Raw genomic sequence first — 23,444 nt, forward strand, 5'->3', positions numbered from 1 at the left:
AGGAGCCATAACGCATCATTTGAAAATTTGAAGTTCTCCTGGTCGATTAGCAAATGAATGGCTTCGATCCGTATTATATCAATCAGTCGAAAAGCGCTTCATTTCCGCTGGGGATGAAGGGAAAGACGGATGATCATTGTGCTGGGGAGAGTATGTGCCGGATATCAATCAGGAAAATCAAAAACGGAGGCGATAGCGTATGGGAGAAAACGAAAAAAGCCTGCACGACTAACCGTAGTGATCAGCCCCTGTCAAGGTAGACATGGCAAATATCTAAAAAAATTACTGCCGTAAATTCCATGTTGGTGTTTTAGCATCAGCATGGGATTTGCGGCATTTTGTTATGCCGCGAATTTTGCTTTGTATTTCTGAATCCGTTTGTTTTCGGCAATCGGGAACTGTTCCGGGTTCTTCGCATTCAGAGCTGCTATGCGAACTTCCATTGGTGTCCTTACTCCAAATCGCTCCTGAAAACGTTCGTAATTGTAAAAATGGACGTATTGGTCGATGGCCGAACGCAGCTCGCCGCCGCTACTGAACTTGTTCAGGAAATACATCTCTGCCTTCACAATTCCCCAGAAACCTTCCACTGGGCAATTGTCGATGCAATGCCCAACGCGGGACATGGATTGCTCCATACCCTGCTTCGAGAGCTTGAACTGGAATGCTTTACTGGTATACTGGAACCCCCTGTCACTGTGGAACAGCGGGTGTGCTTCCGGATTTTTGCGAATCGCCTGCTCAAATGTGTCAAACACCAGCTTATTGTCATTGCGTCCGCTTATGACGTAGGCGACAATCGACCGATCATAGAGATCGAGGATGGCGCTCAAATAGAGCTTCTTAACGGCTGATCCTTCGTACCATTTGAATTCTGTCACGTCCGTTGCCCACTTCTGGTTCGGTCGTTCTGCCTGAAAACCCCTGTGAAGGATGTTCTCTGATGTGGCTTCTGGTGTGGCCCTTCTGTATTTTGCCTTCTTGCACCGGATCACGGAATGGATATTGAGCTCCTTCATAAGCCGGTGGATGCGGTTCCTGCTGTAATGCGTGTGGTTCAGGCGATTGATCCAATCAGTCATGCGCCGATAGCCCAGGATGTGGTGGAATCGTTCATCATACTCTTGGATCAGTTGGGCGATGATCTCGTTTTCTTTTTCCGCTTTTGGGACATCTCGCTTCAGCCATTGATAATAGGATGCTCTCGTAATACCGACCTGACCACACAGCCAGCAAATGCCCCAGCCCTTTTCTGCGTGGCACTGCTGGATTGCTTCATAGGTTATGGCATGGCGCAGCCTGCCAAGTTTCACCTCCCTTCCAGGGCTTTCAATTTTTTTAAGAAATAGACCAGCCTCTTCTGTTCCTCAAGCTGCCGTTTCAAGCGCCGGTTCTCACGCCGGAGACGTTCCATCTCGTCAACTTCTTCGTCGGTTTTATGATGTCCGCGCCGGTCAATAAGACCAGTTTCCCCGTCAGCGACGTATTTCCTCACCCAATCGTATACCTGACTGTAGGAAACGTCATAGTGCGCGGCGGTGTCCTTGTAGTTCTTGCCATGCGATAGACAATACTCCACTATTTCCTTGCGTTCCGAAAGAGATGTTTTCCTTCTTGCTCCTGCCATATAGACCTCCAGTTTTGGATCGTAGTCCTTAAGTTCTATATGGTCATTATACTGCTTCATCCAGTGCCGGAGAACGGAATGGCTTGAAATGTTGTACTTCACTACGATGTCGTCAACGCTGCCCTCGCCACGTAGCGCGGCAAGGACGCAGCTTGCCTTGAATTCCTTACTGTAGCTTGCGTTTCCAGCTCTTTCTATGAAAGAGGCCTCGCCCTGTTCCTCGTATTTCCTTACCCAGCCACGAAGACTCCGTTCGGATATCCCATTCTCTCTGGCGATTTGTCGGTAAGATCCTTTGCCGGAAAGATATTCTCTCACTCTGTCAAGCATCCAATCTGCTGAATGTTTCCTTTTGGCCATTAAAAAAATCCCCCTAAAGCAGTTTGGTTATTTACCTTGTCTGCTTTAGGGGGATCATATCATAGTCTTGCAGGGCTTTTTATTTATATCCATATAGTGCATCGTTATATTTACACTATTTAATTTACTGTAATTTACGGTAAATTAGTCTAAATAAGACTAAATAAGACTAATTTAGAATAAATAAGTCTACTTTTTCTCTGGCGATCTTTAGATTTCTCGTAAAAAGTACATTTTTTAGGTTGCAAAACGTGAAAAGAAGGAGTATGTTAGAAAAGAAGGCCGGAAGGATTAGGGCTGTATGTCAGAATACTTTGTTGAAGAGGACGGATAATGCATAACAGCTGGCGGATGTCGAAAAGGCTGAACAGCGGAGATGTTCTTGTTGGCTTGAAATCAAGAATAATGACTATTGCATGAGAGCAGGCGGGATTGTAATGCTTGTAGTGCTGGCTGGAGAGATCAGGTATGAGAGATATGCTTCGCTTTTAGCGCTTCCTCTTTAACCTGTGGGAGATTTTCCTCTTTTAAAATCCCAGTGAGAGAATTAGTGAGTGGGGCTTCGGAATGATCAGAAACAAAATAGTCAATCGCCTGTTCAGAATGAGCAATGGGGATTTTTTTGCCGAGCATGCCCCTGTCCGATTTTTTATCTAATCTACTTTGAAGAGTATGAGTTGTTATGGTTTTATCCATCATGATAGTAGTCCTTCCTTCATTGGTTGACTACATTTTATCATAAAATGAGTATTGGAATGAATGGCAAAAGGAGAAAACAATATGAGCTGTCACGATATTGGACGTGGGATGAATTCTGTGGTGCTGGTTGTTTTGGACTTGTATGATCACGGGAAGATGTCTTTGGAATCTGCGCGTCAAGTGATAAAAGCTTGCCGCGAGGGGACCCAATGGTGTGATGGCAACGAGAATGAAGCGGTCATGTGTTGCTGCGAAAATCGCTGCGGATACTGTCTGGAACGATTGAAGCCAGGCGATGCTCTCTACTGCCTTTATGATATAGTCGGAGTCGCTGAAAGTGAGGGACTGCTTAAAGATTATGAACCTGTGAAAGATTTTAGGAATAGGACAGATCAGGCATATAAACTGGCAGGAAAGGATTTGGGATATGACTGGATTTGTGCCAACTGTTTTGAGGAGATTATTAATAAAATCACAGGGGATTCCGAAAAGACCGGGTTCTTAAAACAACTGGTGGAAAGCATATCTTTAAATGAATGGCACGTAGCAGCAAACAATATGAGTGATTACTATATGGCAAAGTATATGGAGCAGAAAGAGAAAGATGATGAAGCGGACTAACTGTAGAGACAAAATGGTATGAAGGGCGTGAAAAAGATAATGAGCGTTTTTTACTTAATGAACAAAGATACACCTGCCCTGCGCGTGGAGTTTGAAGCACAGCGGCATATCTGCAAAGAGGTGCAACCGATCAATCTGGAAGCCGGCCCGATTTATCTGGCTTGCCAGGAACACCGCGTGAGTAGCGCTTTTACGGAATGGATGCGCCTAAGAGCGCCTCTGTGGGAGATTGCTTCCAGACGTAAGGAAATCCTTCAAAACTATGCAGTCAACCTTTCTGACCCATACTGGCTGCAGCCGCAGGGATCCGATATTACCTGGAAAGATATTACTCCATTCCGGAATGATTTTACGCCGAAAGCAGTACCCTCGCCGAATCCCTGCACGGATGGGAGACTCCCTAAACACTGGGCGATCATAGATGATAAAAGAGTACTGATCAAGGAAAGCAGCGGCCCGTATTATCGCGAGGCAAAGAATGAAGTGCTGGCGTCTCTTTTGCTGGATGTCTTAGATGTGCCGCATGTTACATATACAGAGCGAAGGAATCTCTCTTACTGCGAAGACTTTATCACAGAGGATAGCGAGCTTGTCCCTGCCTGGCAGGTATTAGGCGCTTGCGAGAAGAAGGAACAAGAAAATCGATTTGACTTTTTCCGGAGGTGCTGTGATACCCTGCAGATTCCCGTCACGGAAAAAGAACTGGCGAACATGCTGCTGTTCGACTGGCTGATCTTCAACGAAGATCGGCATTTCGGAAATTTTGGGTTCATCCGCAGCGTAAGCGATGGAAAGTTTCAGGGAATGGCGCCATTGTATGACCACGGTAATTCGCTGTGGTTTGATTTGCCGGCTGCCAATTTCCATTGCATCTACCTGAAATGTATGCCATTTGCCAAAAACTTTGAAAGGCAGAGCCAATTCATGCGGGCATCAGACCTGGATTTAGGACGACTGACGGATTGCGCAGTGGCAGAGATTTTCCAAAAAGTATGGGGAGAACGTATCCAAGAGAAAACCATCGCAAAGATGCTCTATTTGGTGCAAAGACATATTTCTTCTGTGCGAAAGCAGATAGGAAGATAAGAAAATGTCAGATGATGATGCCGGTGATGCAAGGGCATGATGGTACGCTTGGTGGATATGATCCGGCAATATAGAGAGTTATGACTTTTTAGAAAAATCTTGGGAGATGCGCTATGCTATGGATTATAACCGATACGCACCTTAATCATCACGCCATGGTAAAGAGCTGCGGCAGACCAGAAAATTTTGATTCCAGCATCTGCCAGAACTGGCAAGAAAAGGTAAAAGCACAAGACACGGTCATCCACCTTGGCGATTGCGCCTGGCGACCGGAAGGAATGAAGAGGCTTCTGGGACTGCCGGGGAAGAAAATCCTCGTGCGCGGAAATCACGATGATAAATCACTGGAAAAGTACATGGAAATGGGCTGGGACTTTGCCTGTGATTCCATTGTCATGAAACTCGGGGGTGTGGTCATCCTATTCTCCCACAAGCCCCGCTTGGGGCATCGAGCAGATATCAATATCCATGGGCACTACCACGACCTGCATCGTGAAGATTTCTCCCGACTCTATCTTCCGCTGTCACTGGAGGCAATGGGATATCAGCCAATCGCGCTGGATGCAGAGTTTCTCGGGACAATGGCGAGCTGGGTTAGTAGGCGGCGCATCCCCAAATTGAAAGAAATCTACGAACTCAAACAGAACCATCGCCCGCTTTCCCTGAGGGATATTTATGGACAGCAGGGGAAAGAACGTTTTATCCGTAAGTTTGATGGGACGCCAGAGTTGGACATTTATGCAATTCTGAAAAAGTTTTGCACGATTCCCTCTGCTTTTACCTGATCTTGTAAAAGGAGAAATAACTATGACAGAATACGAAAAAGGGTATCATGATGCGAAATGGACGATGGCGAACCGGCTTTATGAGTGCTATTTAAATAAATACATATTTGGCATGAGTTGGCAAATGATTGAATATATTACCGGACTATCGCTTGATGACCTTGAAAAGTTGCTATTTGAGTATGACGAGGAATTGACTGCTGCCTGTCTGGCAGAGTCGGACTCGCTGGAGGAAAAGATATATCGTCTGCATATTGAACGATACAGCAATGAATATATTCAGGAACAGCTTGGCGTCACAGAAGAGAAAATAAGATCGGTGATCGAAGGGAAAGATGAATGCTGCAAAGACGTTTACTATACAGTTTACAAAAAGCTCAAGGCGAAAAAACACAAGAATATTGCAAAATATCAGTATTATCGCAATTTTACTATAGGCCAGAAAACTGGACATGAAGAGGTGCGATGGAAATGGGTATAAAGACTGCATACAGCAGGAATGAATGAGGATAAGATTTCGGAAATTCTTACATATCCGCAGAAAGAGGTAGAAAGCCTCTTGATGATGAAAAAAGAAGACATCAAAGGCTGGGTCGAGGATCATTGGCAAGATTAAAACTAAGGGGAAAATCTATTAGGCTGATGCTGGTACTCGAGGCAAAAGAAAAACTGTTAAAATTTGGATAAGACAGTCCTAAAGGCAGCTGTGGGAAAGAGTCTTCTGAATGGAGTTAAAATCCTGGCTGGAGAATTGAAGTCAAATCAAATCTGCGGAAGACCGTTGACGCTAGAATAAGTCGAGTATTATCTGGATTCTTCTATTGAGAAGTACGAGGATCACGCGGCTTCCGTTGGCAAAGAGCTGTGAGGTTGACAGAAGAATACAATTGGTGGGTACTGTGCCAGCGAAAGGAAGCCGCGATTTTTTATGATTAAAGATTGGCTCACTTTTTCATTGACATTCACACCTTTGCCAAAGAAGAAGCCAATGCAGCCCTTAAAGCCATCGACGTCGATAACCTGTAGCAGCTCATCGAAGCGCAGATGAAGAACCTCACCTAATCTGAGATGCCAGATGTGTATTTCATAAATCCGCTCTTCTTCTTTGTTGGAAAAAGGGAAAATTTGCCAGCAAATTAAAAGAAGAGCAGATGTGTCTACTCTTCTTGGGAAATGGTGTTTAGTTTTTAAATCTACTAGCGTAGTAAGATGCTGTTCCGTACCCGTCGTGGAATCCATCATCGTATCCTAAACGGTAACCCTGGCGGCGTCCCTGAATATAAGCGGCTTTCTTCTCTTCCTCCCTTTGTTGCTTTAAGCGACGAATCCGTTCTTCCGTCTGCACTTCTTTCTGGTAAATCATACTTGCTTCCCTAAAGTTATCTGCTCGGTCGCTTATTAGATAGCCCGCCATCTTTTGGCAGGCAGCCGCATTATAGATAAATTTTTTTATACAGTTATATGTCTTGGTACTATAATATGGTTAACACACTTTTATTGAAAGGATTTGAAAACTATGATCTTGCTGCATATTCCTGAGGCCAAAGGCTATACTAAAGAAAAACAAGAATTTAGAGACAAGATAAAAAAGGGGTTTGGTGTTAAATGGAATCGAGACTTAATAAACCCAGTAACCAATACTAAAGGCTGCTGGTGCATTTCTGGTGATAAGGCCGCTGGTATTCCCTCCAAATGGTTAATTAGCTAGGAAATAAATTTTGCAGATTTTCTTATGAACGCTGGTAAGCAGGTACAAGTTCCTAACCTTTTATACACATTCAAAGCGGATGTGCATGATGTATATTGCGGTCCTAATGAAGCTTTTTACATGTATATCTTGTTTACGGAACATAATCTTAAAAGAACCATTAAAGTAAAGGTGCCTTTTAATCTGCTCGAAGATAAGCATTACAAGGAATTCATTGATAAAGAAGTTGAAGTGACCGGTCGTGTTTTTGTATACAAGCCTTACCTTACATTCCAGATAGAGGCAATTAGCTTTAAACTGGTTGGGCCATGCACGCGGTTAAAAGAGTTAGAAAAATGGCAATCTGTATGTGATGAATTGGTTACGAAAAAAGTAGCAAATAACGATCCCTGGCCAGATGGAATCCAAAAAGTTGGATTGATTGCAAATACGAATAGCAGTGGTTATGTTGATTTTATTGATGAAATAACAAAGCATAATGCAATACTATCAGAAAATATCATCACAAAAAATGTTACGATGAAGCTGGAAGATATAGTGAACGCATTGCAAGAATTAAATAAAGAGTCTAATTGTGATGTTATTTGTATTGTTCGTGGCGGGGGAGATCCGGAAACCCTCATAGACTATTCTCGGCCAGAATTCTTGGAAGCTATTGTAAATTCAAAAATACCAGTTGTAACAGGCATTGGGCATTCCACTGATAATCTATTGTGCAAACAAGTGGCATTTCATGCATCTAAGACTCCTACTGCTGCTGCTAATTATATCAATACACAGGTATATAAGAAGAAAAAAGAAAAGTGGGGAGAACAACAAGCCAAGTTCTTCAATCAGCAATTAGAAAAAAGGGAAAGGGCCGCTATTAATTGGAAGGAAAGATGCCTAAACGCGGAGAAAAAAATAGAAGAACTTGAAAAAGAAATCAGTGCGTTAAATACTCAAATTGCGAAATTAAGTCAGAAGAAAGCAGAGATAACCTCTGAAAAACAGCCAGAGCCTAAGAAGCAGAATTGGTTTTCAAAACTCTTCAAGTAAATCCTAAGTTGATATAAATTGCCGTAAAATCAAGGAAAATAGAACCCTACAGGACTAGAAATAATCTTGTAGGGCTTTGTTCTAAATAATTTTTTTATATAGCCATATATTGTCATACTGCTATAGTATAATAAAGGAAACAAGAGGTGATACAGGATGCTGAGATGGAAAACAAAAACTATTGCACCGCCGGATTATTATGTTCGCCTAAGAGATATACAAATTTCATTAGGCCTGGAACTAAAGCAAATGGGCAATCTGATATGCATTCCTGAAGTTACCTATTTATACTATGAACGTGCTAATACAATTGAGATGTCTTTAGAAACTTTGATTCAATTTGCTGTTAAAGCTTGGCGTCTTACTTGATTTCCTGATGGGCTTAACGGATGAACTAGCGCCATATACATCCGCTTCAAACTCTGCGCCGCTGGAGAGAGCAGACACTTCAAGGGTTAGAGAAATGCGGCTTGAATAGGGGATTACGGGAAAAGCCATGGCGGAACAGTTAGAAGTTTCCTGCGGATGATAGCAGATGCAGAAGCCGGGAAGATTGACATCATCATCACCAAATCCATACAGCGCTTCGTGAGAAATACTGTCGACCTTCTCCAGACAGTACGACAATTGAAAGAACAAGGGGTCGAGGTCTGGTTCGAAAAAGAGAATATCCATACCATGAGCGAGGATGGGGAACTGATGATGACCATTCTCGCATCCTTTGCCCAGGAGGGAAGCCGTTCCATCAGTGAAAATGTCAGATGGAGAGTAAAGAAACGATTTGAGAAGGGCATCCCCAATGGGCATTTCCGAATTTATGGTTATCGCTGGGAGGACGACCAGTTAGTTGTCATTCCTTCGGAAGCGGCCATCGTCAAACGCATCTTCCCGAATTTCATTGACGGGAAGTCCCGGCTGGAAACAGAGCGGGAATTTGCTGCGGAGGGGATCAAGATGCGAAACGGTTGCCAATGGCTGGATTCGAATATCAAAAAGATTCTTACTAACATCATCTATACAGGCAACTTGCTATTACAAAAGGAGTACATTACAGACCCCATCACCAAGCATCGGAAGAAGAACCAGAGTGAGCTGACAAAGTACTACGTCGAGAATACTCATGAAGCCATTATCGATAAAGAGACATTCGATTATGTGCAGCAGGAAATGGCACGGCGGCGTGAGCTGGGTCCATTGGCAAACAAAGCGCTGAATATCTCCTGCTTCACGGGAAAAATCAAGTGCGGTATCTGTGGCAAAAGCTTCGTCCATTGTATCCGTCATGACAGAGGTGGTTCAGAAGTATGGGAATGCCAGTCTCATAAAGTAAGGAGCTGCAGTGCAGCATGAAGGGCGCTGTTCCTGCTAAAGTGCTGCATGAAGAATGCGCTGCGGTCCTCAGCCTGGAAGAATTCAACGAAGCAGTTTTTCTGGAGAAGATAGACAAAATCTTGGTACCGGAGCACCATACCATGATTTTCTATTTGAAAGATGGCCAGACAGTCACCCGGCACTGGGTATCGACGGCAAAGAAAGACTGCTGGACTGATGAATACAAAGATCGTCAGCGGGATTGGGTGAGAAACTACATGGCAAGTGGAAAGGATACCCGGTTCTCGTCTTTTACGACCCGTGTGCGCTGCGCCGTATGCGGCCACGTCTTCCGGTGGTGCAAGCAAAGTAGAAAGAACGGAATCTCTGTTCATTGGCGCTGCAGTCAGGGCGGCAAGTGCAGTTCTCTCAGCGTTCGCGAAGAGGACATGATGAAGATTGCCGCTGATGCCATGGGGATAGAATCTTTTGACGGAGAACGAAATCAAAGATGCCTTCGTCCAAGCCGTTAATCAGCTTATTGGCAACAAGGAAGAAATCCTCAACAATATCGTCGTGTTGAAGCAACGGCTCACAGATATCGGTTCTCTGGAAAAAGAACGTGATGCGCTGGAATTGGACCTGAATATGCTGGCAGATAAGGTACAGCAGCTCATAGCCGAGAACGCCAGGGTTGTGCAGAACCAGGATGATTATGACCGGAACTACAACGAACTGGTCAGTCGGTATGAAGCAGCGAAGACGCAGTACGACAAGACCTGTGAAGCCATCCAGTATCGCAAGGCCCGGAGCCGTCAGATGGACAGCTTCATCCAGGAGCTTAGGAATCAGGATCTCATTAAGGAGTTCGATGCCCGGCTGTGGGGCAGCCTGGTGGATTTCATCACAGTGTACAGCAAAGACGATATCCGGGTGACCTTCAAGGACGGGACGGAAATCAGAGCATAAGCAGGAAAAAAGGATTACGGCAGAGAATCCAAGAGGAAACGCAGGATTCTCTGCCGTATTTTTGATGAAGAAAATCGGAATATGATATAATAGTAAGGGTTTCAGGTGTGCGAAGTTTGAGTGAGATATAAATGTTTGGCGAAATATTTTTGCGTGATGGCCCTCTCTGCCCATCGGCAATACCGATGCTATCAAGCCCCTTTAAAATACTAAATTATCAAAAATTCGTTTTGCCGCCTCCGCAATCATAGCGTCGTCAGATTTTGCATTTTTTTCCGTGCGGCGCGACATTATCGCCATGACAATGGGTTTGCGATTGGGCGGATAAATCACGGCAATATCATTCCGCGCCCCATAATCGCCTGAACCGCTCTTGTCGATAACTTTCCAACCTTGCGGAGTTTCTGCCTTGATAAGCGTGTCGGTTATGGAATTGTCGCTCATCCAATCAATCAGCAGTTTTTTCTTGTCGTCGCTCAAAATATCGCCGAATATATAGACTTGCAAATTTTTTACCATCTGTCTCGGCGTGCTAGTATCACGATTATCTTTTGGATTGAAAAGATTAAGTTCAGGTTCATTTCGCGCAGGTTTGGTAGTTTTGTCGCCAATATTTTTAAGTGCCACCTTGAAATTTTCCACGCCGCCGATCTCCTGCAAAATTAAATTTGCCGCCGTGTTGTCACTCCACCTGAGCGATGCCGAACAAATTTCCGCCAGCGTCATGCCATCAGCAACATGGTCTTTGGTGATTGGCGCGTAGGACAAAATATCTTCCGCCGAAAACTTACGAATTTCATTCAAATCGGAGGTATTTTTTTGTCTTAGCAATTCTGCAGCCGTAAAAACTTTGTGTGTCGAGCAGTAGGAAAAACGCGTATCAGGTTTGTAGCAAATTTTTTTTCCATTCTCCATGTCAACGGCGTAAACACCAATCACGGCGTTATATTTATTTTCCAGATCAGCAAGATTTAATTTCTGCCGCGCTTGACAATCCTGAAGGCAGAAAACCATCAAGCCACAGATTATCAAAAACAAAAAACAAAATTTCTTCATAATAACCTCCTACTATCTGTTGAACGACCCGCCAAATTCAACGGGTCGTATTGGCTCAATAGAGCGTGATCATCAGCAATTAGCACTCTTATTGCCATTACTAATACATCACTTCATACAATCAAAGATGCAGTCACTTGCACTTGTCAACAAAAATTGGACACAAAACTAAAAAAATCAGGCATAAAAAACGAATCGATGTACAAGATTCATCAACTTTTCTGACATCCTTCAAGCTTGTTAGACAAACCATGCCATCGATAATGCAGACGAGATCAGCAGATGGGCGTGTGACGTTCCCGATACTGCTTCGGCGTCAGGTAGCCTAAGGAATAGGCTGGCCTCTGTTCATTGAAGAAAAGAATGTAGTCATCCACCTCCTCCTTGACCGGTTTCTCGCCGGTCACATGCAAGTCCATGAACAGCTCCGCCTTGATCCATCCATTGATGGACTCCATAGCGGCATTGTCTGTGGGGGTCCCGGCACGTGACATGGATCGGGTGATGCCGTACATGGGCAATAGCTCGTTGTAGGCTTTGGAGGCGTAGACCGATCCCTGGTCAGAATGGAGAACCATTTGGTGCTCCGGATGCCGTTTTTGCCACTCAATCAGATTTTCCAGTCCGCTGATGTAAGTCATGCGATCACCGCGTTTTGCAGAGAGGGAATGACTGACAATCTCATTGTTCCATAGATCCATATAAAGAGTCAGTTCATGGTAGATGCCTTTCACATAAAAAGCGGTCATATCACTCACGATGCACTGCATTGGCCCATCGATCTGCATTTCAGACATGAGCAGGTTGGGAAATATCCGCGCTGGATCGCCAGCCTTCTTGTACCTGTAGTGCTTGGATTTGCTCTTGATTCCCGCAATCCTACAGCATTTGTGGGCATAGGGATCGGACAGGACAATCTCTTTGTCCAACCGTATCTTGGCGTTCAGCCAGCGATAGCCGTGCGATGGATACTTCCAATGGTACTCCTGGAACAGCAGGACGTTGCTCAAAAGGCGCTTTTCTTTGCCCGACGGCTGAGAAAGATGTTTTTTCCAAGCGTAGAAACTGCTCCTCTGGATGCCCATTGTCTTGCAAAGAAGCTTCACCGGAATTTCTCCGGATAGTTCCATGATTACTTGATAATCTTGTTGCCGTACAGAATTACAGTACCATCCCCCTTCACCTCGTAGCCTTTTTTTAGCCGTGCCTCGGTTATCTTGGCCTTGATTAGTTCCTGGATAAGTTCTTCCTTTGTCATCGCCTTCAGTTCATCCAGCTCTGCCGGAGCTTTCTTGAACGAGGGCGCACAGATGCTTCTTCGTCCCTGCTTGGGCGGCAACTGGTTGGCATCCCGGTACATTCTCATGTAATTCCGTGCCGTCTGCTCATTGATAACGTATTCCTCTGCAGCTTCATACCGGCTGATTTCGCCGTCGTAAATGCGGCGGCCAATGTCCAATCTCTGTTCTTTTGTGTACTTCACGGCAAACCTCCTGTCCTGTGAGGGAGAATTTCTGTCCGATAATTAATTTCGTACTATCCGTACAGTATACACCGTATGTCCAAAAATTACCCCCTCCGTGTCCAATTTTAGTTTACCACTTCAAGATTCACCACAAACCAAACACGAGAGGTGCTACGTGATGTCTCAATTATACACCAGTCAGCCGACAGTTAACAGACTCCTGACGACTTTTTCTTCCTTGTTCCCATCTGCGACGAGACGGACGCGCCATCTGCTGGCGTGGTTACTCATTGCTCAACTGGCTCTGGAGTCGGCGCCGTCGGTGCGCTGCCTGTTCCGGCAGTTCCTATCGAAGCAGACGGACGCATCGCTCAACAGCTATTACCGCGCCCTTGGCAACGGCCTCGTCACGGATGCATCCATTCGCCAGGCCTTGGCGCTGCAGGCGCTTGCCATAGTGCCAGAGGCACTGCGGCAGGAGCCTATCCTGCTCAGCGTGGACGACACGTCCATTGCCAAGTGGGGCAAGCACTTCGACGGTGTAGGCATCCTGTACGACCACGCCAAACACGATGGCAAGTCCTATTTCAATGGGCATGCCTTCGTCAGCCTGACGATGAGCGTGCCGGTCCTCCATGAGACCGCAGGCAAGCAGCAGATCCGTTATATCGCGGTGCCGATTGGCTACGTCATGAGCAACGGCGAAGCCTCGAAGCTGACACTTGCCTGCCAGCTTCTCGATGAAGTCATGCCAATCCTTGAAAAACGCCAGGTCATCCTGCTCTTCGATAGCTGGTACGCCAAGCGCGAGTTGCTCGCACATGCTCTCAGCTATCCGAATCTCAATGTGACCTGCAATGCACGCCACGATACGGCCATGTTCGAGTTGCCGGATTCGACGGCAGGCCGTCGCGGCCGTCCACCAAAGTACGGTAAACGCTTGATGCTGGACGAGATTGCCAATGATCTCACGAATTACCTTTGCCGGATGGACAACTATTTTGTTGCTCACCGTCTGGTGAAAACGCGCATCTTTGGCGACCATACCGTCCATGCCTATGTGACGCTGAGCAAGAGTGGCTCGTACCGTCTCTTTTTCAGCACCATAGATCCGATGGCGCTGCACATGAGCATTGCTTGGCAGGAGAACAAAGGGCTCCGCAACACCAGCTCCAAGCATATGGCGATTTACCCGCTCAAGCTCTACAAGCTCCGCTGGGGCATTGAGACGAACTACTACGAGCAGAAGATGTTCTGGGAGCTCGGCAGCTACAAAGTTCGCACAAAGACTGCGATTGAGCATCTGCTGAACCTAACGAATTCCGGGCACGCTCTCATGAAGATCCTGCCGTATGAGGACGAGCGGCTGAACACCTACCGGGACAAGAGCCCGCAAGAGCTGCGGCACGCGCTAAGCCAGCAGATCCACAAGGAAGTATTTTTCGCCACTTTGGTGTCCAAAGCCCAAAGTAGCATAAATTCAAGCACATTGCTCAAGGCTTTGCAAGCATTGGCTTGGGGCGATGAGCAAGCGGCTTAAAAGCTGTAAACTGTTGTATAATAGTAGAAAATTATGGAACTCAGGGACGGCAGGTGAAGCGACAATGGAACGGATTGAAGGAACAGTTACAACGGCAATATCGTATGCCAAGAGTATCGATGAGAAAGCGAGGGAACAAATCCGCCGCATGTGCAGCTATGAGCTGACGAAGGGGAGCCGGGTGCGGATTATGCCGGACGTCCATGCCGGGAAAGGCTGTACGATTGGTACGACGATGACAATCACAGACAAGGCAGTACCGAACATCGTCGGCGTGGACATCGGCTGTGGCATGTATACGATTGCTCTTGACAAGCAGCCGATTGATTTTGCCAGACTCGATGAAGCGGCTCACATCGTACCTTCCGGGATGAATGTCTGGCCTGAGAAACAGGCTGACTTCAATTTGCAGCGGCTCTATTGTTATGACAAGCTGAAAAAACTGTCTTGGATTGCCTGCAGTATCGGTACCCTGGGAGGCGGGAATCATTTCATCGAGGTCGATAAAACCCATGATGGTCGACATTATCTCGTCATCCATACAGGAAGCCGGAACCTGGGAAAACAGGTGGCGGAGATTTATCAGCGCATGGCCGTTGAGCTGAATGCCCATGATGAAACACTGGAAGAACGGCTCCAGCATATCATAGCAGAATACAAGGCAGCAGGACGGCAAAAAGAAATCCAGAAGGCCATCCAGCAGGCGAAGTCAGAACAACGCAGAGAAAAGCTGCCGGAAGATCTTTGCTTTGTCTCCGGAAAATACCTGAGGCAGTATCTGCATGATGTGGCTCTTTGCCAGCAGTTTGCTAGACTGAACCGGGAGCAGATTGCCAAAAAACTGCTGGAAAGAGCCGGCCTTCAGCCCGGCGAAGCGTTTCATACCATTCACAACTACATCGATGTCGATGAGATGATTCTCAGAAAAGGAGCCATCGCCGCACATAAGGGTGAAAAGGTTCTCATTCCCATCAACATGCGTGACGGAAGCATCCTGGCACTCGGCAAAGGCAATGCCGAGTGGAATTACTCTGCCCCGCACGGCGCAGGCCGCATCATGTCCCGTACCCAGGCAATCAAAGAGCTTTCCCTCAAGGAATACCAGCAGGAGATGGCAGGCGTATATACAACATCGGTAAACGAAGGTACCATTGACGAGGCTCCTATGGCCTACAAATCCCTTGACGATATCTTGGATGTCATCGGTGACACCGTGGACGTTATCGACGTGATGAAACCAGTCTATAATTTCAAGGCGGCAGAGGAGAAGCATTTCTAAAGCATCGGGAAGTGAAGTGACATATATGGAAAAACTAGGGTGCATGAAACGGATTGATGACTTGCGGTCTATCTGGCCGCATGAGGAACAGGATTTTTCAAAATGGCTTGCCCAAAAAGAAAATCTGGAACAGCTGAGTGATGCCATTGAAATTGACCTAGAGCTTGAGGAAACGGAATCTCCAGTAGGAAGTTTCAGTGTAGACATCTACGCCCGCGAAAGCGGGAGTTCCCGTGGGATTATCATCGAGAATCAGCTGGAAGATACCGACCATGATCATTTGGGGAAAATCATTACGTATGCGGCAGGGAAAGACGCTGAAATTATAGTCTGGATTGTCAAAAGGGCTCGTGATGAGCATAAACAGGCTATCGGATGGCTGAATCAGCATACGGATGAAAATATTGGTTTTTTCCTGATTGAAATTGAACTCTGGCGCATTGGGGATTCGCTGCCAGCACCACGGTTTAATGTTGTAGAACGTCCCAACGAATGGGCAAAAACGGTGAAAGCTGCAGAAACCCTGACGCCGCTGCGGAAATTCCAATTGAACTTCTGGCAGCAGTTCTGTGACTATGCCTTCGATAAAGACAGTAAGTTCAGCAAGAGCTTCTCATGCAGAAAGGCTTTCGCGACCAATTGGTACAACCTGAGTACCGGCGTATCATCTGTGGTGGTAGAATTTACAATCAACACATCCCGCCATCGGGCGACAGCGGGCTTGTATGTTGCCAAGGGGAAGGATTGGTATAGGCAGCTGAAAGATAATCAAGATACGATAGAAAAGGAATTAGGCGCTTCCATTGAGTGGTCAGAAGGTGAAAAAGATGGACGTATGCTTTTGACCAAGGAGCTTGATGCGGCGTTTGATAGAAAAGAATATAAAACTTACTTTGACTGGTTCATGGAAAAAGCACTTCTGCTCAAGAAGATAGCCAATCAGTACAACAACGATTGAAGTGAACACGGGGGTGTTCAAAATCCCTGCTATCGTTCGATTGTATCAAATACAGACACCTTTGAGATCCTTGCTGCGGATCCGGGGGAATGTTTGTGCAGTCCATGAAATTCATCGAAACGCACAGCGGGCGCAATGATAATGTCTCCATAGGATACCTTCGCCAAAGACTTGCAGGCGTTGTCGCGCTTCGACTTCATCATGGCCCCTTCAGCCTGTCGAACTGAGAACAGAAAAATCTGGTGGATGACCCGCGTTCACTCCTTACTTGATTCGGAAATCAATTGATCGGTGTCTTACCACATAACCTCAAATCAAAAAAACGCTATCCACGAAAATGTGGATAGCGTTTTATCATGTCTGATGTCTAGTCCCCAGTCCTTAGTCACCAGTCGCCAGCAATTAGTCCTGTGTCAGTTCCTGGATGAGGTCATGGACGGTCGTGATCTTATCGATGCGATAGGCATTCGCACCGCAGAAGACGAGGCCGTGGTCTACATCGCCGTGGACGGCGCGGATGAGAGCCATGGTGATGCAGTAGGGGGTGGTCGCCGGGTCGCAGGTCTTGAGGCAGTGGAAGCAGCCCTGCGGCGGGATGCGGTGCTCGGTGAAGGCTTTGACGAAGGGGTTCAAGAGTGCGCGGCCTGGCATGTGGACCGGGCTCTGTACGATGGTGACGTCGCTCTCTTTGGCATTCACATACATCTGTTTGAATTCGTCAGCAGCGTCGCATTCTTTGGTGGCGACGAAACGGGTCGCCATCTGCACGCCGGAGAGACCGAGGGAGAGGTAGTGCTCAATGTCTTTCTTATCGAAGACGCCGCCGCCGAAGATGACGGGGATCTTCTTTTCGAATTTTTCTTCAAATTCTTTGACAACGGCAAGGATTTCTTTGATTTCCTTTTCATAGCCGTCGCTTTCGTGCTCTTTCACCTGTTCTCTGGTGTAGCCGAGATGGCCGCCGGCTTTCGGGCCTTCGATGACGACCATGTCAGCGGTACGGTGATGGTGGCGTTCCCACAGCTTCAGGATGACGCGGGCTGCTTTCGGGGAGCCGATGATCGGGGCGATCTTGGTGTCTGTGCCTTCCACGCAGGCGGGGAGATCGGCAGGAAGTCCTGCGCCGGAGAAGATGATGTCTGCACCGTTTTCTGCTGCGCAGCGGGCATAGTCTTCATAGTGATGGCCTTTGGACATGATGTTCACGCCGATGATGCCGGTCTTTGCTTTTTCTCTGGCTTTCAGCAGTTCGGATTTCAGTGCGCGAAGGTTGGCATTCACTGTATTTGTTTTGAAGTCTGGTTCATTGAAGCCTACGTTGGCAGCAGAGATGACACCTACACCGCCTTCATTGGCTACGGCACTTGCGAGGCCTGAGAGGCTGACGCCGATGCCCATGCCTCCCTGTACGATCGGTACGGTAGCGGTCAGGTTGCCAATGTGTAATGCTGGTAATTTCATGTGATTTTCTCCTAAAATATTCTACAAATCTCACTTTCAAATAACTATACGGTATCACAGATATGTTTGACAAAATAGCAAGCAAGAAGTATCCTGTATTTACTGTAGTTTATGCCATGAGATGAAATAAGTCAATGGATAAGTTTTTAAACAATCCTGAATTTTTAGCAAACGAATTACGCACCGCGTTTGAATTATCACCTGGTGATAAAATCCGAGGCGAAAAAAGTCAGTAAATGTGGGCGATTTCCCTGATTCGGAAAGAAGCCCATCAGGGAGATGCTTTCCAAAGTATCTTTTAGAAATCGCTAAAACAAATGAAATTTTAATCTACGGATTCAGTGAGTCGCCCATGATATCGATGAAAATCTAAGGAATGTGAAAGAAATATGATTTCCTGCATATGTCTCAAAGAAAGGCTCTTTGCTTATTCAATTTCTTCGTGCAATCCTTGACTGCTTGTGATATAGTATTATCAGCAGGTGATAAAAATGAGCAGAAATTTCAAAATGGATAAAACCCAAAGACGCGATGCGATACAGAGCCTGCTCCGCCAACATCCATGTCTGACAGATGGAGATCTGGCAGAGAAATTTTCTGTATCAAGAGCTACGATCCGTCTGGACAGGCAGGCGCTTGGCATCCCACAAATGCGTGACCGTATGGAGCACCTCGTGGCAGGAAGTCCGGAGGCACGCGGGCTGCAGATCTTAGATAAGGATATCGGTATCAAAGGCGTGGGTCTCTTTCAGACCAGCGATGAGATGGCGGATAATCTCGGTGTGGTGGCTGCGGAAAAATTATATGGCGCAGCCGCTGCATTCGCCGAGTCGCTGGCCGGTGTGCCTTTTGCTTCGACGCAGGTCGGAAATATCAAATATAAGATCGCTGTCAAGCCCGGCACGGCGCTTGTCGTGAAAGGGCGGATCGTATTGGTCAGAGGAAATAAAAAACATATCTATATCAGTTTTTTTGACGGTGATAAAGAAGTATACCGTGCAAAATTTATTATGCAGATCCTGCAGTAATGGAGGCGTCCTGTGAAAAAAATAGCTGTTGACGCGATGGGCGGGGATTTTGCACCGCTGGAAATCGTGCTTGGCGCCATTCAGGCGGTCAAGGAATACAAAGTGCCTGTCGTTCTTGTGGGAGATGAGGATGAGATCCGCCCCATCCTGGAGAAGCATCATGAGGATCAGAATCCTCTGATCGAGATCCATCATGCATCGGAAGTGATCGAGATGGGAGAGCATCCTGGGCTGGCGTATCGCAAAAAGAAGGATGCGTCTGTCTCTGTCGGCGCTCGTCTTGTGAGAGAGGGGGAGTGCGGAGCTCTCGTGGCTCCGGGATCGACTGGGGCAGCCGTCACGGCAGGACTTCTTGGCATCGGCCGTATCAAGGGCATCGAGCGTCCGGCGATCCTGACGCCGATCCCTAACCAGAAGGGCGGCTATACGTACCTGATCGATTCTGGTGCGAGTGCGCAGCCGAAGCTGGAGACGTATATCCAGAATGCTCTTCTGGGCTATATTTATGCGACGAAGGTCGCGGGTATCCAGCAGCCGAAGATCGGTCTTCTCAATATCGGGGAAGAGGCGACGAAGGGGAGCCCTTTGGTCACGGAAGCAAATGAGGCGCTTTCCGCACAGAAGGTCATTCCTTTTGCGGGCAATGCGGAAGGACGCGATGTGATGACGGGAGAATTTGATGTCATCGTCACGGATGGATTTACAGGGAATGTAGTCCTGAAATTTGGGGAAGGCGCCGGGAAACTGGTGGCTGCCCTTTTGAAGAATGCTGTCATGCAGGGGGGACTTCGCGCGAAGATCGGCGGGCTGCTCCTGAAGCCGGCACTCAAAAAATACATGGCAAAGCCTCTTGACTATGCTGAATACGGCGGTGCGCCGCTCATGGGCATCAAAGGCGGCCTCATTATCTGCCATGGCGCTTCGAAAGCAAAAGCGATCAAGAATGCCATCCATATGGCGATGGGCGTTTGTCAGGAGCATCTGGATGAGATCGTGATGGATGCGCTGAAACAGATGGAAAATAATGAGGCATGAGGAGTTGTGCGGTGCTTAAAAAGAAGCGCCGCGGAGTATGAATGGTGGCGATGCTTGAAACTGGCATTTCAGTCACCAGCCACTAGCCACTAGTCCCTGGCTACTAGTCACCAAAAATTCTCTTTTCAATGAACGGAAAGGACATTATATATATGAGTGAATTATGTTCTGCAGGAATTCTGGGTACCGGACATTATGCGCCGGAGAAGATCCTTTCCAATGCAGACCTTGAAAGAATGGTCGATACCAGTGATGAGTGGATCCGCACCCGCACGGGCATCGAGACCAGACATATCGCTTCTCGGTCGGAGACGACCTCCGATCTTTGCGTGAAAGCTGCTCTTCCGGCACTGGAAATGGCTGGCCTTACCGCAGACGATATAGACTACATCATTGTAGCGACGGCATCCCCTGACTATGTGGTACCATCCACGGCCTGCATGGTGCAGGATAAGCTCGGATGCAAGCATGCAGGTGCGATGGATATTTCCGCCGGCTGCTCAGGCTACATTTATGCAGTGGCTCTGGCATCGAATCTGGTGAAGGCCGGGATGTACAAGCACATCCTGATCATCGGTGCGGAAATTCTTTCCCGCCTCGTGAACTGGCAGGACCGCTCCACCTGCATACTTTTCGGTGATGGGGCAGGGGCCGCTGTCATCGGAAAGGTCGAAGATGGCTATGGCCTTCTGGCTTCGGATCTTGGCTCAGACGGCAGCCTAGGCAAGATCCTGAATATCCCGGCGAGCGGCGTCGCTGAACTTGTGACCCACCGCGCCATCGACTCCGGCCGTATCTATATCCATATGGAGGGGCCGGAAGTATTCAAAGCCGCTGTCCGTCACATGGGTGCGACCACGCTGAAGACTTTGAAAGCCGCCGGCATCACGAAGGAAGATATCAATATGTTCATTGCCCATCAGGCAAATAATCGCATCATTCAGGCGATCGCAAAGCGTCTGGCTCTGCCGCAGGATCATATGTATGTGAATGTCAATCGCTATGGCAATACATCAGCAGCTTCCGTCGGCATTGCGCTTGATGAAGTCGTCCGCGCCGGACGCGTGAAGCATGGTGACTACGTTCTCCTGACTGGCTTCGGCGCCGGTCTTACATGGGGCTGCGATGTCATGAGATGGATGTAAGGCAAGACCTGATTCCGAATAACCAACAATAAATTAGTATTTATTTTATATGGAGTGTGACAAGATGAAAACTGCATTTCTGTTCCCTGGACAGGGATCTCAGAAGGTGGGCATGGTACAGGATCTGTTTGAAAACTATGATTCTGTCAAAGCCCTGATCAAAGAAGCGGATGAAACGCTCGGCTTCTCTATTTCCAAAATGATGTTCGAAGGCCCGGACACAGAGCTGATGAAGACCGAATTCACCCAGCCGGCCATTCTGACGGCCAGTGTCGCTGTATGGCAGGTGCTGAAGGAACACGGCCTCACGCCGGATATCGCAGCAGGCCACAGCCTTGGCGAATACTCTGCGCTGGTCGCAGCGGGTGCGATCTCCTTCGCAGATGCCGTGCATACCGTCCATCTGCGTGGCCGCTTCATGCAGGAAGCGGTGCCGCTCGGAGAAGGCGGCATGGCAGCTATCATCGGTTCCACCCCGGAAACCATCGTGAAGGTGTGCGGCGAAGTCTCCACAGAAGACCTTCCTGTACAGGCAGTTAATTTCAACTGCCCGGGACAGGTCGTCATCGCGGGTGCTACGGCAGCTGTCGAGAAAGCCTGCGAAGCACTGAAGGAAGCAGGCGCTCGCCGTGCCATCATGCTGAAGGTCAGCGCGCCATTCCATTCCACCCTGATGGAACCGGCAGCTCTTCGACTGAAGGAAGTCCTTGACAAGATCGACATCCATGACACCGCCATCCCGGTCGTAGCCAATGTCAATGCCAAGGAAGAGACCAAAGCGGACGAGATCAGAAAGAATCTGGTCGATCAGGCGGCACATCCTGTACACTGGGAAGAATCCATCCGGAATATGGTCGCCGGCGGTGTCGATATGACTGTCGAAGCCGGCCCCGGCACGGTTCTTACCGGCTTCATGAAGAAGATCGCCCGCTCCGTACCCTGCCACCATGCAGAAGATGTAGCCTCCATCAATGAAGTCGTGGCTGCACTGAAGGGAGAATAATGATGGAAACTATCGAAAAGACCGCGCTCGTCACGGGGGCTTCCCGCGGTATTGGCAGAGCCATCGCTCTTACACTGGCTGCGAAGGGCTATGCTGTTGCACTGAACTATGCCGGCAGCCAGGCTGCCGCAGAAGCTGTCAAGGGAGAAATCGAAGCCGCTGGCGGCAAAGCCTTCACCATTCAGGGCGATGTCTCCAAAGCAGAAGATGTGGATCGCATTTTCAAAACGATCAAGGAAGAATTCGGTCAGCTGGATGTCCTTGTGAATAATGCAGGGATCACCCGCGACGGACTTCTCATCCGCATGAAAGAAGAAAGCTGGGATGCCGTACTCTCGACCGACCTCAAGAGTGACTTCCTCACCATCAAAGCCGCTGCGCAGATGATGATGAGAAAGAAAAAAGGCTCCATCATCAATATCGCATCCGTAGTCGGCATCATGGGCAATATCGGCCAGGCCAACTACGCAGCAGCAAAAGCAGGCGTGATCGGTCTCACCAAGGCCTGCGCCAAGGAGCTCGCTGCAAGAAACATCCGTGTCAATGCTGTCGCACCAGGCTTCATCGCGACCGACATGACCGATGCTATTCCGGAAAAGAATAAAGAAGCCATGCTGACAGCCATCCCGCTCGGACGCATGGGTCTTGCCGAAGACGTCGCCAAAGCTGTCTCCTTCCTGGCTTCCGATGATGCAAGTTATATCACCGGACAGGTTTTAAAGGTGGACGGCGGAATGGTTATGTAATATAATCAGTAGGGTACAATACAAGGAGACGTCTGTCTTCTATGAGAAAGGTGGTGAAATGAGTAATGAGCACTTTTGACAGAGTAAAGAAGATCGTTGTTGACCAGCTGGGCGTTAGCGAAGCTGATGTCACCATCGACTCCACTTTCATCGATGACCTCGGCGCTGATTCCCTGGATATCGTTGAACTGATCATGGCATTTGAAGAAGAATTCGACATCGAAATCCCGGATGATGCTGCTGAAAAGATCAAGACCGTAAAGAACGCTGTAGACTACATCGACAGCCAGATGTAATGCGCATTCGCATTTCAACATCATATTGGAAGCCGGAGGGGGATCCCCTCCGGCATGCCATATGACTTCCTTTGGGGGAGAATATTTCAAAAAAGCGAATGACCGTCGTGGTTCGTTTTTTTGAGGTCTTGTCCATGCGTGATGGATTTGAAACAGGCGGAGCCATGCCTTTTCAAGTCCTATAATTTTTGCTTAAGAACCTAACACGCGATAAATAATGTTTAAAAG

Annotated in this window: 27 protein-coding genes and 1 pseudogene; 20 read left to right on the forward strand and 8 right to left on the reverse strand. The window is 47.6% G+C overall.

What is annotated here, in order from left to right; all coding sequences use genetic code 11:
• Positions 1-341: 341 nt before the first annotated feature.
• The 3 genes from ACGG9R_RS03590 to ACGG9R_RS03600 form a co-directional block, all read right to left on the reverse strand.
• Positions 342-1,313: an IS3 family transposase gene (locus tag ACGG9R_RS03590; protein WP_390151550.1), complete on the reverse strand. Its 972-nt coding sequence runs from the start codon at positions 1,311-1,313 to the stop codon at positions 342-344.
• Positions 1,310-1,987, reverse strand: a complete 678-nt coding sequence (locus ACGG9R_RS03595) for a helix-turn-helix domain-containing protein (protein ID WP_390151552.1) — start codon at positions 1,985-1,987, stop codon at positions 1,310-1,312. Before ACGG9R_RS03595 ends, ACGG9R_RS03590 begins: the two co-directional genes overlap by 4 nt.
• 462 nt (positions 1,988-2,449) lie before the next feature.
• Entirely contained in the window at positions 2,450-2,686 is a 237-nt protein-coding gene (locus tag ACGG9R_RS03600) for a hypothetical protein (RefSeq protein WP_390151558.1), read from the reverse strand.
• 60 nt (positions 2,687-2,746) lie between these two features.
• Between ACGG9R_RS03600 and ACGG9R_RS03605 the strand changes: the two genes are divergently transcribed.
• The 4 genes from ACGG9R_RS03605 (at position 2,747) to ACGG9R_RS03620 (ending at position 5,659) form a co-directional block, all read left to right on the forward strand.
• A complete protein-coding gene (locus tag ACGG9R_RS03605) occupies positions 2,747-3,307 on the forward strand; it encodes a hypothetical protein (protein WP_390151561.1) in 561 nt (186 codons plus the stop codon).
• An 18-nt stretch (positions 3,308-3,325) separates the two neighbouring features.
• Positions 3,326-4,393, forward strand: coding sequence for a HipA domain-containing protein (locus ACGG9R_RS03610; RefSeq protein ID WP_390151564.1), 1,068 nt, complete (start codon positions 3,326-3,328; stop codon positions 4,391-4,393).
• Positions 4,394-4,506: 113 nt separating this feature from the next.
• Positions 4,507-5,178, forward strand: a complete 672-nt coding sequence (locus tag ACGG9R_RS03615) for a metallophosphoesterase family protein (protein WP_390151567.1) — start codon at positions 4,507-4,509, stop codon at positions 5,176-5,178.
• Between the two features lie 22 nt (positions 5,179-5,200).
• Entirely contained in the window at positions 5,201-5,659 is a 459-nt protein-coding gene (locus tag ACGG9R_RS03620; protein WP_390151570.1) for a hypothetical protein, read from the forward strand.
• Positions 5,660-6,015: 356 nt separating this feature from the next.
• Here the strand turns inward: ACGG9R_RS03620 and ACGG9R_RS03625 are convergent, their stop codons facing one another.
• Complete coding sequence (locus ACGG9R_RS03625; RefSeq protein ID WP_390151572.1) at positions 6,016-6,417, reverse strand: hypothetical protein; 402 nt, start codon at positions 6,415-6,417, stop codon at positions 6,016-6,018.
• Between the two features lie 277 nt (positions 6,418-6,694).
• Here ACGG9R_RS03625 and ACGG9R_RS03630 point away from each other — a divergent pair, with 277 nt between their 5' ends.
• From ACGG9R_RS03630 to ACGG9R_RS03655, 6 genes are all read left to right on the forward strand, one after another.
• Entirely contained in the window at positions 6,695-6,886 is a 192-nt protein-coding gene (locus tag ACGG9R_RS03630) for a hypothetical protein (protein WP_390151575.1), read from the forward strand.
• Between the two features lie 24 nt (positions 6,887-6,910).
• Positions 6,911-7,924 (forward strand): exodeoxyribonuclease VII large subunit, encoded by a 1,014-nt coding sequence (locus ACGG9R_RS03635; protein ID WP_390151578.1) that lies wholly within the window; start codon positions 6,911-6,913, stop codon positions 7,922-7,924.
• Positions 7,925-8,080: 156 nt separating this feature from the next.
• Positions 8,081-8,293, forward strand: a complete 213-nt coding sequence (locus ACGG9R_RS03640) for a hypothetical protein (RefSeq protein WP_390151581.1) — start codon at positions 8,081-8,083, stop codon at positions 8,291-8,293.
• A gap of 156 nt (positions 8,294-8,449) precedes the next feature.
• Positions 8,450-9,274 carry a recombinase family protein gene (locus ACGG9R_RS03645; RefSeq protein WP_390151584.1) on the forward strand — a complete coding sequence of 275 codons (825 nt, stop codon included), beginning with the start codon at positions 8,450-8,452 and terminating at the stop codon, positions 9,272-9,274.
• Positions 9,271-9,768, forward strand: coding sequence for a zinc ribbon domain-containing protein (locus ACGG9R_RS03650; protein ID WP_390151587.1), 498 nt, complete (start codon positions 9,271-9,273; stop codon positions 9,766-9,768). Before ACGG9R_RS03645 ends, ACGG9R_RS03650 begins: the two co-directional genes overlap by 4 nt.
• Positions 9,725-10,204: a hypothetical protein gene (locus ACGG9R_RS03655; RefSeq protein WP_390151590.1), complete on the forward strand. Its 480-nt coding sequence runs from the start codon at positions 9,725-9,727 to the stop codon at positions 10,202-10,204. The genes ACGG9R_RS03650 and ACGG9R_RS03655 overlap by 44 nt, the downstream gene beginning before the upstream one ends.
• A gap of 201 nt (positions 10,205-10,405) precedes the next feature.
• On the opposite strand, the gene ACGG9R_RS03660 is transcribed toward ACGG9R_RS03655, so the two are convergent.
• The 3 genes from ACGG9R_RS03660 to ACGG9R_RS03670 all read right to left on the reverse strand — a co-directional run bounded on the left by ACGG9R_RS03660 (position 10,406) and on the right by ACGG9R_RS03670 (position 12,743).
• Complete coding sequence (locus tag ACGG9R_RS03660) at positions 10,406-11,260, reverse strand: extended-spectrum class A beta-lactamase ACI-1 (RefSeq protein WP_006555379.1); 855 nt, start codon at positions 11,258-11,260, stop codon at positions 10,406-10,408.
• Between the two features lie 275 nt (positions 11,261-11,535).
• On the reverse strand, positions 11,536-12,390 hold the full coding sequence (locus tag ACGG9R_RS03665; RefSeq protein WP_009014516.1) for an IS3 family transposase: 855 nt from the start codon (positions 12,388-12,390) through the stop codon (positions 11,536-11,538).
• 2 nt (positions 12,391-12,392) lie between these two features.
• A complete protein-coding gene (locus ACGG9R_RS03670; protein ID WP_006555381.1) occupies positions 12,393-12,743 on the reverse strand; it encodes a hypothetical protein in 351 nt (116 codons plus the stop codon).
• A 160-nt stretch (positions 12,744-12,903) separates the two neighbouring features.
• Here ACGG9R_RS03670 and ACGG9R_RS03675 point away from each other — a divergent pair, with 160 nt between their 5' ends.
• The 4 genes and pseudogenes from ACGG9R_RS03675 to ACGG9R_RS03690 form a co-directional block, all read left to right on the forward strand.
• Positions 12,904-14,265 carry a transposase gene (locus tag ACGG9R_RS03675; protein WP_006555382.1) on the forward strand — a complete coding sequence of 454 codons (1,362 nt, stop codon included), beginning with the start codon at positions 12,904-12,906 and terminating at the stop codon, positions 14,263-14,265.
• Positions 14,266-14,329: 64 nt separating this feature from the next.
• Positions 14,330-15,544, forward strand: coding sequence for an RNA-splicing ligase RtcB (locus tag ACGG9R_RS03680; RefSeq protein ID WP_008858595.1), 1,215 nt, complete (start codon positions 14,330-14,332; stop codon positions 15,542-15,544).
• A 43-nt stretch (positions 15,545-15,587) separates the two neighbouring features.
• Positions 15,588-16,502, forward strand: a complete 915-nt coding sequence (locus ACGG9R_RS03685; protein WP_238524317.1) for a DUF4268 domain-containing protein — start codon at positions 15,588-15,590, stop codon at positions 16,500-16,502.
• A 65-nt stretch (positions 16,503-16,567) separates the two neighbouring features.
• A pseudogene (locus tag ACGG9R_RS03690) lies at positions 16,568-16,654 on the forward strand (N-6 DNA methylase); the annotation flags it as partial.
• 250 nt (positions 16,655-16,904) lie between these two features.
• Here ACGG9R_RS03690 and ACGG9R_RS03695 read toward each other — a convergent pair.
• Positions 16,905-17,963, reverse strand: a complete 1,059-nt coding sequence (locus ACGG9R_RS03695; protein WP_390151597.1) for an NAD(P)H-dependent flavin oxidoreductase — start codon at positions 17,961-17,963, stop codon at positions 16,905-16,907.
• A gap of 509 nt (positions 17,964-18,472) precedes the next feature.
• Between ACGG9R_RS03695 and ACGG9R_RS03700 the strand changes: the two genes are divergently transcribed.
• From ACGG9R_RS03700 to ACGG9R_RS03725, 6 genes are all read left to right on the forward strand, one after another.
• Positions 18,473-18,991, forward strand: coding sequence for a DeoR family transcriptional regulator (locus ACGG9R_RS03700; RefSeq protein WP_390151600.1), 519 nt, complete (start codon positions 18,473-18,475; stop codon positions 18,989-18,991).
• Between the two features lie 12 nt (positions 18,992-19,003).
• Positions 19,004-20,026, forward strand: a complete 1,023-nt coding sequence (gene plsX / locus ACGG9R_RS03705; protein ID WP_022105291.1) for a phosphate acyltransferase PlsX — start codon at positions 19,004-19,006, stop codon at positions 20,024-20,026.
• Between the two features lie 152 nt (positions 20,027-20,178).
• Complete coding sequence (locus tag ACGG9R_RS03710) at positions 20,179-21,171, forward strand: beta-ketoacyl-ACP synthase III (protein ID WP_390151605.1); 993 nt, start codon at positions 20,179-20,181, stop codon at positions 21,169-21,171.
• Between the two features lie 64 nt (positions 21,172-21,235).
• The gene (fabD, locus tag ACGG9R_RS03715) at positions 21,236-22,174 is read left to right on the forward strand and encodes an ACP S-malonyltransferase (RefSeq protein ID WP_390151608.1); all 939 of its coding nucleotides are present in this window, start codon (positions 21,236-21,238) and stop codon (positions 22,172-22,174) included.
• A 2-nt stretch (positions 22,175-22,176) separates the two neighbouring features.
• Positions 22,177-22,920 (forward strand): 3-oxoacyl-[acyl-carrier-protein] reductase, encoded by a 744-nt coding sequence (gene fabG, locus ACGG9R_RS03720; protein ID WP_022105288.1) that lies wholly within the window; start codon positions 22,177-22,179, stop codon positions 22,918-22,920.
• Between the two features lie 65 nt (positions 22,921-22,985).
• On the forward strand, positions 22,986-23,216 hold the full coding sequence (locus ACGG9R_RS03725) for an acyl carrier protein (RefSeq protein ID WP_022105287.1): 231 nt from the start codon (positions 22,986-22,988) through the stop codon (positions 23,214-23,216).
• Positions 23,217-23,444: the final 228 nt, after the last annotated feature.

This window comes from Dialister sp. i34-0019-2H8 (genome assembly GCF_042846925.1).
Lineage (GTDB): Bacteria > Bacillota > Negativicutes > Veillonellales > Dialisteraceae > Dialister.

What these genes read in the sequence shown, in the direction of transcription:
- ACGG9R_RS03595 (WP_390151552.1), bottom strand. Translation starts at nt 1,987, where the DNA reads ATGGCCAAAAGGAAACATTCAGCAGATTGGATGCTTGACAGAGTGAGA.
- ACGG9R_RS03600 (WP_390151558.1), bottom strand. Translation starts at nt 2,686, where the DNA reads ATGATGGATAAAACCATAACAACTCATACTCTTCAAAGTAGATTAGAT.
- ACGG9R_RS03605 (WP_390151561.1), top strand. Translation starts at nt 2,747, where the DNA reads ATGGCAAAAGGAGAAAACAATATGAGCTGTCACGATATTGGACGTGGG.
- ACGG9R_RS03610 (WP_390151564.1), top strand. Translation starts at nt 3,326, where the DNA reads ATGAAGGGCGTGAAAAAGATAATGAGCGTTTTTTACTTAATGAACAAA.
- ACGG9R_RS03615 (WP_390151567.1), top strand. Translation starts at nt 4,507, where the DNA reads ATGCTATGGATTATAACCGATACGCACCTTAATCATCACGCCATGGTA.
- ACGG9R_RS03620 (WP_390151570.1), top strand. Translation starts at nt 5,201, where the DNA reads ATGACAGAATACGAAAAAGGGTATCATGATGCGAAATGGACGATGGCG.
- ACGG9R_RS03625 (WP_390151572.1), bottom strand. Translation starts at nt 6,417, where the DNA reads ATGGATTCCACGACGGGTACGGAACAGCATCTTACTACGCTAGTAGAT.
- ACGG9R_RS03630 (WP_390151575.1), top strand. Translation starts at nt 6,695, where the DNA reads ATGATCTTGCTGCATATTCCTGAGGCCAAAGGCTATACTAAAGAAAAA.
- ACGG9R_RS03635 (WP_390151578.1), top strand. Translation starts at nt 6,911, where the DNA reads ATGAACGCTGGTAAGCAGGTACAAGTTCCTAACCTTTTATACACATTC.
- ACGG9R_RS03640 (WP_390151581.1), top strand. Translation starts at nt 8,081, where the DNA reads ATGCTGAGATGGAAAACAAAAACTATTGCACCGCCGGATTATTATGTT.
- ACGG9R_RS03645 (WP_390151584.1), top strand. Translation starts at nt 8,450, where the DNA reads ATGATAGCAGATGCAGAAGCCGGGAAGATTGACATCATCATCACCAAA.
- ACGG9R_RS03650 (WP_390151587.1), top strand. Translation starts at nt 9,271, where the DNA reads ATGAAGGGCGCTGTTCCTGCTAAAGTGCTGCATGAAGAATGCGCTGCG.
- ACGG9R_RS03660 (WP_006555379.1), bottom strand. Translation starts at nt 11,260, where the DNA reads ATGAAGAAATTTTGTTTTTTGTTTTTGATAATCTGTGGCTTGATGGTT.
- ACGG9R_RS03665 (WP_009014516.1), bottom strand. Translation starts at nt 12,390, where the DNA reads ATGGAACTATCCGGAGAAATTCCGGTGAAGCTTCTTTGCAAGACAATG.
- ACGG9R_RS03675 (WP_006555382.1), top strand. Translation starts at nt 12,904, where the DNA reads ATGTCTCAATTATACACCAGTCAGCCGACAGTTAACAGACTCCTGACG.
- ACGG9R_RS03680 (WP_008858595.1), top strand. Translation starts at nt 14,330, where the DNA reads ATGGAACGGATTGAAGGAACAGTTACAACGGCAATATCGTATGCCAAG.
- ACGG9R_RS03685 (WP_238524317.1), top strand. Translation starts at nt 15,588, where the DNA reads ATGAAACGGATTGATGACTTGCGGTCTATCTGGCCGCATGAGGAACAG.
- ACGG9R_RS03695 (WP_390151597.1), bottom strand. Translation starts at nt 17,963, where the DNA reads ATGAAATTACCAGCATTACACATTGGCAACCTGACCGCTACCGTACCG.
- ACGG9R_RS03700 (WP_390151600.1), top strand. Translation starts at nt 18,473, where the DNA reads ATGGATAAAACCCAAAGACGCGATGCGATACAGAGCCTGCTCCGCCAA.
- ACGG9R_RS03710 (WP_390151605.1), top strand. Translation starts at nt 20,179, where the DNA reads ATGAGTGAATTATGTTCTGCAGGAATTCTGGGTACCGGACATTATGCG.
- fabD (WP_390151608.1), top strand. Translation starts at nt 21,236, where the DNA reads ATGAAAACTGCATTTCTGTTCCCTGGACAGGGATCTCAGAAGGTGGGC.
- fabG (WP_022105288.1), top strand. Translation starts at nt 22,177, where the DNA reads ATGGAAACTATCGAAAAGACCGCGCTCGTCACGGGGGCTTCCCGCGGT.
- ACGG9R_RS03725 (WP_022105287.1), top strand. Translation starts at nt 22,986, where the DNA reads ATGAGCACTTTTGACAGAGTAAAGAAGATCGTTGTTGACCAGCTGGGC.